The organism is Streptomyces griseobrunneus, assembly GCF_046713465.1.
GTDB lineage: Bacteria > Actinomycetota > Actinomycetes > Streptomycetales > Streptomycetaceae > Streptomyces > Streptomyces microflavus.
This window is the reverse complement of the sequence record NZ_CP177080.1, coordinates 811,394-825,433: the sequence shown is the minus strand read 5'-3', so window position 1 is coordinate 825,433 and position 14,040 is coordinate 811,394. Positions and strand designations below refer to the sequence as shown.

10 protein-coding genes and 1 pseudogene are annotated in these 14,040 nt (G+C 72.1%); 7 read left to right on the top strand and 4 right to left on the bottom strand.

Annotated elements, in window-relative coordinates; genetic code table 11:
• Window positions 1-47: 47 nt before the first annotated feature.
• Window positions 48-623 carry a DUF5709 domain-containing protein gene (locus ACK8N7_RS03940; protein ID WP_403210739.1) on the bottom strand — a complete coding sequence of 192 codons (576 nt, stop codon included), beginning with the start codon at window positions 621-623 and terminating at the stop codon, window positions 48-50.
• Window positions 624-1,041: 418 nt separating this feature from the next.
• On the opposite strand from ACK8N7_RS03940, the gene ACK8N7_RS03935 reads away from it, so the two are divergent.
• The 3 genes from ACK8N7_RS03935 to ACK8N7_RS03925 all read left to right on the top strand — a co-directional run bounded on the left by ACK8N7_RS03935 (window position 1,042) and on the right by ACK8N7_RS03925 (window position 4,634).
• Entirely contained in the window at window positions 1,042-1,182 is a 141-nt protein-coding gene (locus ACK8N7_RS03935; RefSeq protein ID WP_403210741.1) for a hypothetical protein, read from the top strand.
• A 332-nt stretch (window positions 1,183-1,514) separates the two neighbouring features.
• The gene (locus ACK8N7_RS03930; RefSeq protein ID WP_403210743.1) at window positions 1,515-2,990 is read left to right on the top strand and encodes a UDP-N-acetylmuramoyl-L-alanyl-D-glutamate--2,6-diaminopimelate ligase; all 1,476 of its coding nucleotides are present in this window, start codon (window positions 1,515-1,517) and stop codon (window positions 2,988-2,990) included.
• A gap of 129 nt (window positions 2,991-3,119) precedes the next feature.
• Window positions 3,120-4,634, top strand: coding sequence for a carboxylesterase/lipase family protein (locus ACK8N7_RS03925; protein WP_500445682.1), 1,515 nt, complete (start codon window positions 3,120-3,122; stop codon window positions 4,632-4,634).
• Between the two features lie 31 nt (window positions 4,635-4,665).
• Here ACK8N7_RS03925 and ACK8N7_RS03920 read toward each other — a convergent pair whose 3' ends face one another.
• Complete coding sequence (locus tag ACK8N7_RS03920) at window positions 4,666-5,781, bottom strand: MerR family transcriptional regulator (protein WP_500440948.1); 1,116 nt, start codon at window positions 5,779-5,781, stop codon at window positions 4,666-4,668.
• A 144-nt stretch (window positions 5,782-5,925) separates the two neighbouring features.
• Here ACK8N7_RS03920 and ACK8N7_RS03915 point away from each other — a divergent pair, with 144 nt between their 5' ends.
• Window positions 5,926-6,477 (top strand): PNPOx family protein, encoded by a 552-nt coding sequence (locus tag ACK8N7_RS03915; RefSeq protein ID WP_500445680.1) that lies wholly within the window; start codon window positions 5,926-5,928, stop codon window positions 6,475-6,477.
• Between the two features lie 40 nt (window positions 6,478-6,517).
• Here the strand turns inward: ACK8N7_RS03915 and ACK8N7_RS03910 are convergent, their stop codons facing one another.
• Entirely contained in the window at window positions 6,518-7,576 is a 1,059-nt protein-coding gene (locus tag ACK8N7_RS03910; protein WP_500440946.1) for an SCO7460 family lipoprotein, read from the bottom strand.
• A 297-nt stretch (window positions 7,577-7,873) separates the two neighbouring features.
• Between ACK8N7_RS03910 and ACK8N7_RS03905 the strand changes: the two genes are divergently transcribed.
• From ACK8N7_RS03905 to ACK8N7_RS03895, 3 genes and pseudogenes are all read left to right on the top strand, one after another.
• Complete coding sequence (locus ACK8N7_RS03905) at window positions 7,874-9,022, top strand: S1 family peptidase (RefSeq protein WP_500440944.1); 1,149 nt, start codon at window positions 7,874-7,876, stop codon at window positions 9,020-9,022.
• Window positions 9,023-9,395: 373 nt separating this feature from the next.
• A complete protein-coding gene (locus ACK8N7_RS03900; RefSeq protein ID WP_403210751.1) occupies window positions 9,396-10,502 on the top strand; it encodes a DUF1996 domain-containing protein in 1,107 nt (368 codons plus the stop codon).
• A gap of 143 nt (window positions 10,503-10,645) precedes the next feature.
• Window positions 10,646-12,414 (top strand): annotated as a pseudogene (locus ACK8N7_RS03895) (galactose-binding domain-containing protein).
• A gap of 249 nt (window positions 12,415-12,663) precedes the next feature.
• Here ACK8N7_RS03895 and ACK8N7_RS03890 read toward each other — a convergent pair.
• Entirely contained in the window at window positions 12,664-14,022 is a 1,359-nt protein-coding gene (locus ACK8N7_RS03890) for a GH1 family beta-glucosidase (protein WP_500440942.1), read from the bottom strand.
• Window positions 14,023-14,040 lie beyond the last annotated feature (18 nt).

Below are 14,040 nucleotides of genomic sequence, written 5' to 3'. Positions count from 1 at the left end.
TTGAGATGCGTGCTCACGCGCCGGCGGTCGGGTCCGGGTGACGGGCCTCATTCGCCTTTGCCGGGGCCTTTGGCGGTGCCTTCGCCGGGGACTTTGCCGGGGCCGTCGCCGGCCGGAGAGCCGTCTACGAGCGCGCCGTCGGGGAGCGAACCGTCCAGAAGGGTCTCGTCGTCCCCGTCCTCGGGGATCACATGCATGGCGGCTTCCTCGGCCGATGCCGCGGCGCCGTCGATGCCCACATCGCTGGCGGTGAGCGTGGCCGGGACACTGCCGTCCGCCTGCTGGGTCAGCCGCCCGGCACGGGTGATGCCGACCTTGCCGTCCCAGAGCTCGCCGTCCCCGCCCGCCAGGTCGCCCACGCCGTCGCCGGTGAACCCGGGTGTCTCGGGCAGCTCCCTGGTCAGCCGGGCGTCGAGCGACTCACCCGTGAGGCTTTCGGCAGCCGTGGTGCCGAGCCCCTCGACCACCCAGGGCCGGTCGGGCGGCGAGTAGCCCTCGTCGAGGGGATCGCCGGTGCCGGAGGGGTCCAGCAGGGTGTCCTCGGCGCCGAGCTGTTCATCGGGATCGGAAGCCTCCTGCTCCTGGGGCTGGTAGACGTCGTCCCCCCAGTCGGTGTCGCTCATGGCGCGTCCTTTCCTCGGGAGAACCACTGTCCCCTGTACGCAATTCCACTCCGGTCCCGCTCCGGCCGCAAAGGGAAGATCGGATCGCGGGGCCGGGCCGTGGCGCGCCGGCCGGGTCCGTACGGAGGTCGTGGCCCCTGCCGTACGGGGGCGGGGAGCCGGAACACAGGGTCTGCGTACCGTCCACCCGGCCCGCGGACAGCGGTGCCTCCCCTGACGCACGGACCGCGTTCGTCCGGCGGCGAGCAGCTGCCCCCCCCAAGGACCAGCAGCAGCGGCGGCGGGCACTCCGTACCCCACCAGGGTCAGCAGCGGTACGGAGCGCCCGCACCCCCGCCGACGGCCCTGACGTGCCCGGACCTGCCCCGGCCCGTCCCGAGCGGGCCGGGGCACGCCGGGCCGGACGTACACTCGGCTCATGGGTCGTAGCGCCGAACTGAGGAAGTGCCCGCACCGGGCCGCCTCCGTGCTGCCCCCGCTCGCGGCCGCCACCGCCGCACCCGCACCCACGGACGCGGCGCCCGGAACGGGCCGTACCGCGCTGCACGGCCACGGCTAGCGATCTTCGGCGTTCGCGGGACCGGGCTGACGCCCGGCCCGCCGCCCCCTCCCACGAACGACTCCGGCCTCTCCGCGCCGGAGGGAGCCGTCGCCTGCGGCGCGCGCGAAAACCGGATCCGCGATCCGCCACCGGCTCCCCGGTACCACGCACGACTGATCACGTCACCCACGACTGATCGCACCACGCACGACTGATCACGTCACATACGACTGATCGCATCACGCATCACGCATCACGCATCACGCATCACACGGCACTCGGCGCACCGCCCGTGCCGCTGCCCGGCGACGGCCGCAGAGACGGGCCGAGCCGCACTCGAAGGGACCATCGTGAAGCTGAGCGACCTACTGGCCGGGCAGGACCACCACGTGCTGCAGGGAAACCCCGAGCGCACGCGGATCACCGCCGGCACGACGTTCGACGCGGACCGGGTCACCCCCGGCTCCCTCTTCGTCGCGGTGCCCGGCCACGCAGCCGGTGGTCCGGACGCCGTCGCCCCGGCCGTGGCCCGCGGCGCGGCAGCCGTCGTCGTCGACGCCCTGGCACCACCGCTCCCCGCGGCGGCGGGCGACGTGTGCGCGATCCGGGTGCCGGACGCCCGCAAGGCCGCGGCCGTCATCGCCTCGCGCTACTTCGGTGAGCCGGGGCGTGCGATGGACCTGATCGCGATCACCGGGACCAACGGCAAGACCTCCGTCTCGTACATGGTCGAGTCGGTGCTGCGGCTCGCCGAGGGCGCCCGGGTCGGGGTGATCGGCACCGCGGGGAGCCGCGTCGGGGACGAACCGATCCCGATGCCGCCCTCGGCGCTCTCCACCCCCGAGTCGCCCGATCTGCAGTATCTGCTGAGCCGCATGCGCGACAGCTCGGCCGGCAGCGTCGTCCTGGAGGCCACCTCGATGGGCCTGCTGACCCACCGTCTGGACCGGACCTTCATCGACGTGGGTGTCTTCACCAACCTGTCGCAGGACCACCTCGACGACCACGGCACCATGGAGAACTACCGGGACGCCAAACTCCGCCTCTTCCAGGGGCTGTGCCGGCGCGCGGTCATCAACGCGGACGACCCGGTCGGCGCCGGCATCCGGGAGCTGATGCCCGACGCGGTGACGACGTACGCGCTCGACGGCCCGGCGGACTACCGTGCGACCGATCTTGAGGTGGATGCCTCGGGGACCCGGTTCACCCTGCACCACGACGGCCGGAAGTACCCGGCGGCGATCCCCTCCCCGGGCCGGTTCTCGGTCTCCAACGCCCTGGCGACGCTGGCCGCGTGCCATCTGCTCGGCCACAGCCTGGCCGGGCTCGTCCACGCGCTGGAGCGCATGCCGCAGATCCCGGGCCGCTTCGAGCGCCTCCACACCCCTGAGGGCACCTCGGTGATCGTGGACTACGCCCACTCGCCGGACTCCCTCAACAAGGTCCTGACCACGGTCCGGGGCTTCGCCAAGGGCCGGGTCATCACGGTCTTCGGCTGCGGCGGCGACCGCGACACCACCAAGCGCGCCGAGATGGGCACCATCGCGGGCACCCACTCCGACCTGTGCGTCCTCACCTCGGACAACCCCCGCCACGAGGACCCCGAGGCGATCCTCGACCAGATCGCGCCGGGCATCGCGGCGACCGGGACACCGTTCGAACGGTTCACCGACCGCCGTCGGGCCATCGCCTCCGCCCTCGCCTCGGCGGGACCGGCCGACATCGTGCTCATCGCGGGCAAGGGCAGCGAGCCCCACCAGATCGTGGGCGACGAGATGCTGCCGTTCAGCGACATGGCCACCGTGCGCGAACTGATCGGCCAGTAGCCGGCCGGGGCACCCGACCCCCTCGCTCACCTGCGAAAAGGAGTTGGTGCGAGGGACGGGCCTGCTGACATGCTGCTGACCGCACGCCCGAACGCCGGGTGGGCGGAGCAGGGCGGGGGAGCGGCAGCCGTGGACGTGTTCACCACGAGGGCGGGGCGGGTCCGGGGCCGGCGCTCCGAGCGCGACCCGGGGATCGTCGCCGTACTCGGACTCCCTTACGCCGCCCCGCCGTTCGGCGCCGACCGGTTCCGGGAGCCGCGTCCGGCGCAGCCCTGGGACGGCGTACGGGAGTGCACCGCGTTCGGCCCCGTAGCACCCCAGTCCGCCGAACTGCCCGGCTCCCCGGCCTGGTCGCCCGGCGACGAGGACATCCTCACGCTGAACATCTGGGCACCGGCGGACGGGCCCGGGGGCCTGCCCGTACTCGTCTGGATCCACGGCGGTGCGTACGTCTTCGGCTCCTCCGCCCAGCCCGACTTCGACGGCACCGCGCTCGCCACCCGGGAACTCGTCGTCGTCACGCTCAACTACCGCCTGGGCTTCGAGGGGTTCGGCCATGTCCCCGCCGACGGCGAGGGGCCCGCCCGCCCCGGCAACCGGGGACTGCTCGACCAGATCGCCGCCCTGGAATGGGTACGGGACAACATCGCCGCCTTCGGTGGCTCACCCGACCGGGTCACCGTGGCCGGGCAGTCCTCCGGGGCCACCTCCGTGGCCTGCCTGATGGTGAGCGACCGGGCGCGCGGGCTGCTGCACCGGGCCGTCCTGCACAGCGCCGTCAACGCCTGCGCCACGCCCGGCCGGGCGGCCCGCACCACCGCCGAGGTCGCGGCGGCGGCCGGAGTGCCCGCCACCCGGGCGGGGCTGCTCGCCGCCTCACCGCAGGCGCTGGTGACCGCATCGGACCACGTCGTCGACCGCTACCGGCAGGACCCCCGCTCCGGGCAGCGCCACTACGATCCGGCTATCTACGGTCCGGTCGCCGACGGGGACCTCGTGCCCTCCGACCCGCTGGAGGCGCTGGCCGCAGGAAGGGGCGCGGAGGTGGAGCTGCTGGTCTGCCACACGACGGAGGAGTACTGGCTCCTGGACGCCGTGGGCAGCAGCGCCAAGATCACCACTGAACAGCAACTCGCCACGTTCGCGGGGGACTTCGGCCTGCCGCCGCACCTCGTCGACGGCTACCGCAGCCGGCTGCCGGACGCGCGGGTGCTCGACGCCTACCTCGCCCTGTACGGAGACCTCCTCTTCGCCGAATACAGCAGCAGGCTCGCCGAGGCCCACGCCCGCGCAGGCGGCCGGACCTTCCTCTCCCGCTTCGACCGCCGGCGCGGCGGGCCCGGCCGGCGGGTGCGGGCCTGGCACTGCGCGGACATCCCCTTCGCCTTCGGGAACCTCCACGACGAGAGCGTCCACTTCCTCACCGGCGGCCCGCCCGGTCCCGCCGACCACGAACTGTCGCACCGCATGGCGGGAGCCTGGGCCGCGTTCGCCGCCCACGGTGAACCGGGCTGGGCCCCTCTGGGCGGCGGCGCAGGAGGGGCGGCGGTGCGGGTCTGGCGTACGGCCGGCGAAGAGGCCCGGACGACCGACGGCTTCCGCGACCTGTGGCGTGCGGCCGGGCTGCCTCTGCTTGCACCCTGACCGCACCCCCGGCCTTCTCGCGTACGACGGTTCAGGCCACGAGCAGGCGGAGGCCGAGCTCCGCCGTATCGAGGGCGACCAGGTCGCGATTGCGCTCGGCCCACCGGCCCGAGGACAGGTCGTCGCGGAGCCTGTCCACGGCCCGCTGCTCGGCCTCCGGCCCGACTCTGGTCCATACGGACACCGCGCGGCGCACCTCTTCGTCCAGGTACGCCTCGGGCCGGCGCCAGTGCGCCTCGAAGAAGCCGTCGGCGCAGTCCCACGGGATGAGCACCGGCTCGGCGCTGCCCCCGATCGCGCGGGTCATGTCGGCCAGCGACGGCCGGTCGACCAGCAGGCCGGCGAATTCCGGCAGGTAGTCGCGCGTGAGCCAGAACCGCTCCAGCCACCCGGTCGTACTGGCGTCGTAGGTGAACACCACCACGCTGCGGGCCACGCGCCGCATCTCGCGCAGGCCCGCGATCGGGTCCTGCCAGTGGTGCACGGTGCTGAAGGCCATCGCGGCGTCGAAGGACCGGTCCTCGAACGGGAGGCTCTCCGCAGCGGCGGCCACGCACGGGGCCGCCCCCGCAGGACGCTGCGCCCGCATGACCGCCGACGGCTCCACCGCCGTGACCTCACGGTCCGGGGGCTCGTAGGAGCCGGTGCCGGCCCCCACGTTCAGTACCGTCCGCGCATCCCCGAGCGCCTCCCAGACCTTCGCGGCGATCCGTGGCTCGGTGCGCCGCGTCGCCGGGTAGGCCGACCCGATGGCTTCGTACAACTGAGCTCCGAACACTTTGAGTTGCACCTCCGGTGCTGTCCTGATCCCCATGGCCCGTGCCTCCAGTTCCCTGTCGATGGCGCGCACCATGGCGCCGGCGCTGTCGCGCTGGTCCAGCAGCAGGCCGCGCAGCCGGCGCAGGTGCGCGACCGCGTCGGTGGCCGGGTCGTCGACCAGATTCGCGATCTCGCGCAGTCCGAAGCCCAGCCGCCGGTAGGCGAGCACCTCCCGGAGCCGCTCCACGTCGCCCGCCGAGTACGCCCGGTACCCGGCCGAGGTCCGCGCGGACGGCCGCACGAGGCCGATGTCGTCGTAGTGATGCAGCGTGCGGACGCTCACGTCGGCCAGCTCGGCCACGCGCCCCACGGTCAGTTGCTCCTCCATGGCACGAACTGTGCGGCATCACGCCACGTGAGGGTCAAGCGCGTCGCTCCTGGAACCGCGCGTGGCTCCGCCGCCGCGACGGCCAGGGGTTTCCGGCCCGGTCAGAGCTGCGGCAGCAGGTCCGCGGGCGGAGGCGAGCGCCGTATCAGGCGCAGGTCGGCCCATTTAGGTCGAGGCACGACATCAACCCTTGCCGACAGTGCCTTCGACTCGCTCCGCCTCGACGCCCTGACCGACCAGAAGGCGCTGCGCCGGGCCTACGAGCTTCCCAAGGCCACGGCATTGCGCAAGCAGATGGACGAACTAACCGATGAGACACGGCGGTTGATCGTCTGCTCGTCGCCGGTCCTGGTCGCCACCGGACGGGCCGGGCTGCTGTTCGTCATCCCGGGGCGCACCACGACGCTCAGGGTGAACGGCCGGGCCTGCGTCTCCACCCGCCCGGAGCTGCTGTCGCAGCTGACCGCCGTGGGCAAGCCGCCGGCCAGTGCGCTGGTGCTGGGGATCGAGGAGGTCTACCCGCACTGCCCCAAGTCGCTGCTGCGCAGCGGGGCCTGGAAGCCGGAGCAGTGGCTGCCGGCCGACGCCCAGCCGACCTCGGCCGAGGTGACGCTGGCCCAGCTGCGGATGCCGGAGCTGGCGATCGCCGACATCGAGCGGACGGAAGCGGAACCGCTGAAGTACCGGTACGAGTGACGCGCCGGCCGGTGATCGCTGAACCACCAGCCCTGCGGTACTAGGTGCACCTGGTAAGGCGGTGCACCTGGTAAGGCGGCAGCCGCAGAGCCCCCGTGCCCTCGCGTACGTCGTGCACGACGCGGATCTTCCCCACCGGGTTGCCGCGCTCGTCCGCGGTCACCAGGACCGCGTCGTCGCTGTTGTCGCAGCGCCCCCGCTCGCCCGGCTCGGGGCAGAAGAGCAGATAGCCGGCCTGGCGGTCGATCCGGCCCGGCTCCAGCCGCCACACCCACTGGTAGGTGCTCATGACCACGTTCGGGTAGGTGGCTCGCAGCTCCTCCCGTACGGCGTCCTGGACCGTCTTTCCGAACGCCTGGCTCTCCTTGAACGGGCGGACCGCCCGGGCGCTGCCCGCCGTGTCGACCTGCCCGTCCGCGATGTCGTAACTGGCCGAGTAGTAGGCGTGCTTGGTCAGCGAGCCGAGCAGGTCGCTGCGGGTCAGGCGCATCATGGTGGGCCAGGAGTCCTTGCCCCGGCTGCGCTTCCCGGCGACGGCGGGGGAGACCACGTTCACGTACGAGGCCTTCGTCTGCGCGAGCGGGCTGTCGGCTCCGCTCGCCGTGACCCAGCGCTGGACGCAGCCTCCGATGTCGGCGAGGACCCGCTCCACGGTGGCATTGGTGAGTTCGGCCACCACGTACGGCGGCCTGCCGGTGGGGCCGATGGCGATGACCTCGTAGCCGCACGCGTCGAACGCGTCCCGCAGGGTGCGGAACGCGGCCGCGTCCGACCGCCCGCGCGCCACCGCCTCCGTCAGCGCCCGGGCGCAGTCCTTGCGGTCGCAGGTGCCCTTGTCCGCGTCGATGGGCAGCCGGACCACGGCGTCCCGGTCGTCGGCCACCGCGAAGGTGACCTCGGAGCCTCCCGTACCCGGGAAGAGCGTGCGTGCGCCGATCGCCTCGATCTGCCCGGGGAAGTGTTTGCCGGCCAGTTCCTCCGCCGCCCGGCGGTCCTCCTTGGTGGTGACCACCCCGCAGGCGCCGAGGAGCGCGACCAGCGAACCCGTCAGTACGCAGGTGACGGCGGCTCTCCACGGCCTGCGGCGTGATCCGGCCATGATCTGCTCCTCCGGGTGGTGCTGCCCTGTGTTCCTGTGACAGTAGGACCGGCCCGCGCGGGCCGGATGGGTACGCCTGCTCAAACCGGGGTGCGGGGCGCCTCCGCCGCCCGTGCGGGACGGCCTCCGTACAGCTCCTCCGGGCCACCTCGCGTCATTGGCATGGACCTGCCCATCGAACTCCGCTACAGTCCGGGACGGCGCATGAGAGCGCTCTCAAAGACTCGTTCCGGATGCGCTCCCGGATGCCTCCCGTTCCACCCCCACGTCGCTGGAACAACAGGAAGGGTCACTCCCTTGAGACACGCAACCGTTCTGCGGACCGGTCTGTCCGCGCTCCTGGTCCTCGGGGCCTGGACCGCCGTCGGCCCGACGACCGCCTCCGCCGCCCCCACCGACTCCGTCGCGGAACTCCCCGCCTCCGCGGCCCTGCTCTCCGCCATGCAGCGCGACCTCGGCCTGACCGAGGGGCAGGCCCGCACGCGGCTGGCCGAGGAGAAGGCGGCGACGGCCCTGGAGCCGAAGGCCCAGCGCGCCGCGGGCTCCGCCTACGGCGGGTCCTGGCTCGACCCGGCGACCGGTGAGCTGACCGTGGCGATCGCGGACGCCGGCAAGGCCGGTGCCGTACGGGCCACCGGCGCGCAGACCCGGATCGTCGAGCACTCGGCGGCCCAGCTCGATGCCACCATGAAGCGCATCGACGCCCTGAGCGCGCCGGACGGTGTGGCCAGTTGGCGCGTCGACCCCGCGACCAGCCGCGTCGTCGTGAACGTCGTCGCCTCCGAGCAGGGTGACAACGATGTCCGCGCCTTCGTGGCCAAGGCGAGCAAGGCCGGGCCCGTCACGGTGGAGCGGACGGCCGAGGCCCCGCAGACCTTCGCCGCGGGCACGGTCGGCGGCGACCCGTACTACACCGGCAACGTCCGCTGCTCGATCGGCTTCTCGGTCCACGGCGGCTTCGTCACCGCCGGGCACTGCGGGGGCACCGGTCAGCAGGTCCGGGGCTGGGACAACTCCTACATCGGCAACTTCCAGGGCTCGTCCTTCCCCGGTGACGACTACGCCTGGGTGAACGTCGGCAGCGGCTGGTGGACCGTCCCGGTCGTCCTCGGCTGGGGCACCGTCCCGGACCAGCTGGTCCGCGGTTCGAACGAGGCCCCGATCGGCGCCTCGATCTGCCGGTCCGGCTCCACCACGCGCTGGCACTGCGGCCGCGTCCTCGCCAAGAACGAGACCGTCAACTACAGCCAGGGTGCCGTGCACCAGATGACCAAGACCAGCGTCTGCGCCCAGGGCGGCGACTCCGGCGGCTCGTTCATCAGCGGCGACCAGGCCCAGGGTGTGACCTCGGGCGGCTGGGGCAACTGCACCAGCGGCGGTGAGACCTGGTACCAGCCGATCAACGAGATCCTCAACCGGTACGGGCTGAGGCTGCACACCGCGTGATCCGCCGGGAGCCGGCCGCCCGGCTCCCGACGGTGAGTGCGACAGATCCATGAGCGGCCCCGCCCACGGGCGGGGCCGCTTCCGTGTGCCGGCCGCCCGGCCGCTTCCCGGGCGATTCGGCACCCGCCGCCGCCATCCGCCCGCCGCCCCAACGCCCTTTGCGCAGCGCATCGTTCACAAGCTATTGACACCCTCTCAGCCTCGGCGCAACACTGACACCGCCTTGGAGAGCGCTCTCCCACTCAGTCTCCGGCGGATTTCCCGCCTCGTGGACCCAAGGGGGCGGCGCCTCTTCCCGGCTGCACCGCCCAGCTCAACTCTCCCCCCACCGTGCACCCGATGTGCATGGATGCAGAGCGGCATGGAGGTCCGCATGACGGCAAGATTCAGCAGAACGACCCTGGTGTCCGCACTGATCGTGGCGACCGCCCTGGCCCTGGTGGCCATGGGGCTGACCGCGATCACCAACGCCGGGGCCACCGCCCCCAGCTCCGCGGCCGGTCCGCCCGCTGCGGCGTCCCACGTCATGAAGGGGCACACGATGGCGGCGGCCAAGCCCGTGGCCTTCGGCGACGACCCCGACGGCGACGGGTACATCCCGGCGAACCCGCCGGTCACCGGTGTGGAACCGTCCCAGGAGATACCCCCGCACCGCTACTTCCACGAGTTCCAGGCGAACTGTTCGGTCACCCATACGGCCCCGGACGACCCGATCGTCTACCCGGGCCGGGCGGGCGCCTCGCACGACCACACGTTCATGGGGAACAGGACCACGAACGCGAGCAGCACGACCGCCTCGCTCGGTGCGGGCGGGACGGCTTGCGTGGCGCCGGGTGACCGCTCCGCGTACTGGATGCCCACCCTCTTCAACGGGAACGAGGAGATCCGCCCGATCGGACCCCAGGTCATCTACTACAAGGCCGGAGTCACCGACTACCGCACGGTCCGGCCCTTCCCGAAGGGGCTGCGGTTCGTCGTCGGCAGTCCGACCCAGACCAAGGAGGAGTTCCGCGACCACCCCGGCTCGGTCGAGGGGTACGAGTGCGGCGAGAGCTTCCACAACTACGACATCCCGGCGACCTGCCCCACCAGCCGGGACACGCAGCTCAACCTCCGTATGCAGGCGCCCAGTTGCTGGGACGGGAAGTACCTGGACACCCCTGATCACAAGGCCCACATGGCCTATCCGATCGTGATGGGGGCCAACCAGGACGTCTGCCCGACGAGTCACCCGGTCGCCCTGCCGATGATCGAGTTCAAGATGGCGTGGCCGGTCAACGGAGACATGTCGCAGGTGAGACTGGCCAGCGGGACCGGCCACTCCTTCCACTACGACTTCTTCAACGCCTGGGACGACGCCACGCTGAACGCCCTGGTCGGCCACTGCGTCGTCGGTGGTCTCCAGTGCAACGCCCGTGGTTACGACGAGAACAACCCGGGCCGGGGTGCCGCTCTGGACGAGAACTACGAGCTGCCCTGACCGACCCGTAGGCGCTCTCCCGCATGGGTGCACCCTGCCTATGGGGGAGAGCGCTCTCCCGCGCCCGGCCCCGACCGGTTCCCGACCCCTCCCTCTGCCCCCATCTCCTTCCCCCCTGCACTTCTGTGAGGAGTCCTCCCCCCATGAACAACCTCCCCCCTCTCCGCCGTTCGCCCCGTATACGGCGCCGGCCACCGCCCGCCTTGCCGCCGCCGCTCTCCTGGCCGGCGCCGTGGCCGCCCTCCCGGTGCCCGCCGCCCACGCTGCCGGCAGCGTCGTCAAGGTGACCGGCTCCCAGGGCGGCTGGCAGCTGACCGTGGACGGTTCGCCGTACACCGTGAAGGGACTGACCTGGGGTCCGTCCGTCGCGGACGCCGGGCAGTACATGCCCGATGTGAAGTCGATGGGCGTCAACACGATCCGTACGTGGGGCACCGACGCCACCACGAAGCCCCTCCTGGACACCGCGGCGGCCAACGGCATCAAGGTGATCGCCGGGTTCTGGCTGCAGCCCGGCGGTGGCCCCGGCAGTGGCGGCTGCGTGAACTACCTGACGGACACCGCCTACAAGAACGACATGCTCGCCGAGTTCCCCCGGTGGGTGGAGACGTACAAGGACCATGAGGGCGTCCTCATGTGGAACGTCGGCAACGAGTCGGTGCTCGGGCTGCAGAACTGCTACAGCGGCGAGGCCCTGGAGCAACAGCGTGACGCGTACACCACGTTCGTCAACGAGATCGCCAAGAAGATCCACGACGTCGACCCGAACCACCCGGTCACCTCGACCGACGCCTGGACCGGGGCCCGGCCGTACTACAAGAAGAACGCGCCCGACCTGGACCTGTACGCGGTGAACTCCTACGACGGGGTCTGCGACATCCGCTCCGCCTGGGAGAACGGCGGCTACGACAAGCCCTACATCGTCACCGAGGGCGGGCCCGCCGGCGAGTGGGAGGTGCCGGACGACGCCAACGGCGTACCGGAGGAGCCCACCGACGCGGCGAAGGCCGCCGGATACAAGAGCGCCTGGGACTGCGTCGACGGCCACCCGGGGGTCTCGCTCGGGGCGACGCTCTTCCACTACGGCACCGAGTTCGACTTCGGGGGCGTCTGGTTCAACCTCCTCCCCGCGGGCCAGAAGAGGCTCTCGTACTACGCGGTATAGGAAGCGTTCGGCGCCTCCACCTCCGGTGACAACACCACGCCCGTCATCAGCGGATTCGACGTCGACAACGCCTCCGCCGTTCCGGCCGGCCGGACGTTCCGGGTCAGCGCCTCCGTCACCGACCCGGACGGCGACGCGCTCACCCACCAGGTGCTGTTCAGCTCCAAGTACCCCGACGAGAAAGGCAGCCTGACGGAAGCGGCGTTCACCGACCGCGGGGACGGCACCTTCGACGTGACCGCACCGGACCGGCTCGGCGTCTGGAAGGTCTACCTCAAGTCGACCGACGGCCAGGGCAACGTCGGCATCGAGACCAAGTCCTTCAAGGTGGTGCCGCCGCAGGTCGAGGGGGTCAACCTGGCGCTCGGCAGGACGGCCACGGCCTCGACCCACCAGGCGGACAGCACCGGCTGCCCCTGCCCGGCGGCCGACGCCGTCGACGGGTCCTTCGACACCCGCTGGGCCAGTGAGTGGGCCGACCAGCAGTGGATCCAGGTCGACCTGGGCTCCACCACCTCCTTCGACCACGTGCAGCTGGCCTGGGAGGCCGCCTACGCCAAGGGCTACACCGTCCAGACCTCTACGAGCGGCCAGGGCTGGACCACCGTCCACACCGAGACCGCGGGCAACGGCGGCATCGACGACATCGAGGTGGCCGGAAGCGGCCGCTACGTCCGGGTGAACACCGGCGAGCGCGGCACCCCGTGGGGCAACTCGCTCTACGAGTTCGGCGTCTACCGCGGCTGACCCTGCCGGACGGCGAGACCTGCCGCACCGTTCTCTCCCCGCTGCCGGTGCGGTGGGACAGGCCGTGGCGGCCACGGAAATCCGTGGCCGCCACGGCCTTCCCCTTTGTGCCGCGGGCCCCTTCCAGCGCCCGGCCTCGTGGCCCTCAAGGCCGCCGCCGCGCAGCCGGTCGTCGCCACCACGTGAAAAGGCTCCCGGCCGTGGCGGCGAACCACGACGGCCGGGAGCCTGTAGGCAAGGAAGAGATACTCAGGCGACCGGCCCCGCCCGCCGCCCCGCGTGCTCCCGGACCAGCTCCGCGTATCGGCGGCCGCTGGTCTTGACCGTACGGCGCTGGGTCGGGTAGTCCACGTGCACCAGGCCGAACCGCTTGTCGTAGCCGTACGCCCACTCGAAGTTGTCCAGCAGCGACCAGGCGAAGTACCCCGCCAGCGGCGCCCCCTTGGCGACCGCGCGGGCGCAGGCGGCGAGGTGCTCCTCCAGGTACCGGACGCGCTCCGGGTCGTGGACGGAGCCGTCCGCCGCGACGGTGTCCTGGAAGGCCGAGCCGTTCTCGGTGACGTAGATGCGCTCCACGCCGTACTTCTCGGTCAGCCGCAGCAGCAACTGCTCCAGCCCGTCCGCGTACACCTCCCAGTCCATGTGGGTGTGGCGCGCGTCGGCCACCGGCACCTGGGTGAACCCCGGCGCCGGGCCGGAGGGGTCCGCGGTGACGATCTGGCGGAAATAGTAATTGAGCCCCAGCCAGTCCAGCGGGGCGGCGATGGTCTCCAGGTCGCCCGGCCGGACCGGGAGTTCGACTCCGTACAGCTCGACCATGTCCTGCGGGTAGCCGCGCCCCAGGACCGGGTCGAGCCACCAGCGGTTGATGTGCCCGTCGGCGCGGCGGGCGGCGGCGAGGTCGGCCTCGCTCGCGCTCGCCGGCTCGATCGGGCTGAGGTTGTTCACGATGCCGACCCGGGCGTCCGGGGAGGCGGCGCGGATCGCCTGAACGGCGAGGCCGTGGCCCAGGTGCAGGTGGTAGGAGGCGCGTACGGCGGCGGTCAGGTCGGTGAGGCCGGGGGCCATCCGGCCCTCCAGGTGCCCGATCCACGCCGAGCAGAGCGGCTCGTTGAGCGTCGCCCAGTCCTTGACCCGGTCGCCGAGGCGCTCGACGACCTGGGAGGCGTACGCGGCGAAGTGCTCCGAGGTCTCCCGCACGGTCCAGCCGCCCCGGTCCTGGAGCACCTGCGGCAGGTCCCAGTGGTAGAGCGTGGCGAACGGGGTGACCCCGGCCTCCAGGAGCCCGTCGACCAGCCGGTCGTAGAAGTCCAGGCCCGCCTTGTTGACCGGTCCGTCGCCGTCCGGCACGACACGCGGCCAGGCGAGGGAGAACCGGTACGCCTCCGCGCCGACCTGCTTGATCAGGCCGATGTCCTCGGGGACCCGGTGGTAGTGGTCGCAGGCCACATCGCCGGTGTCGCCGTTGTCGGTCTTCCCCGGGGTGTGCGAGAACGTGTCCCAGATGGAGGGCGAGCGGCCGTCCTCGGTGACGGCTCCCTCGATCTGGTACGCGGCGGTGGCGACGCCCCAGGTGAAGTCGGCGGGGAGGGCGTTGAGCTCGGTCACGTGCTGCCTTTCTGCGGG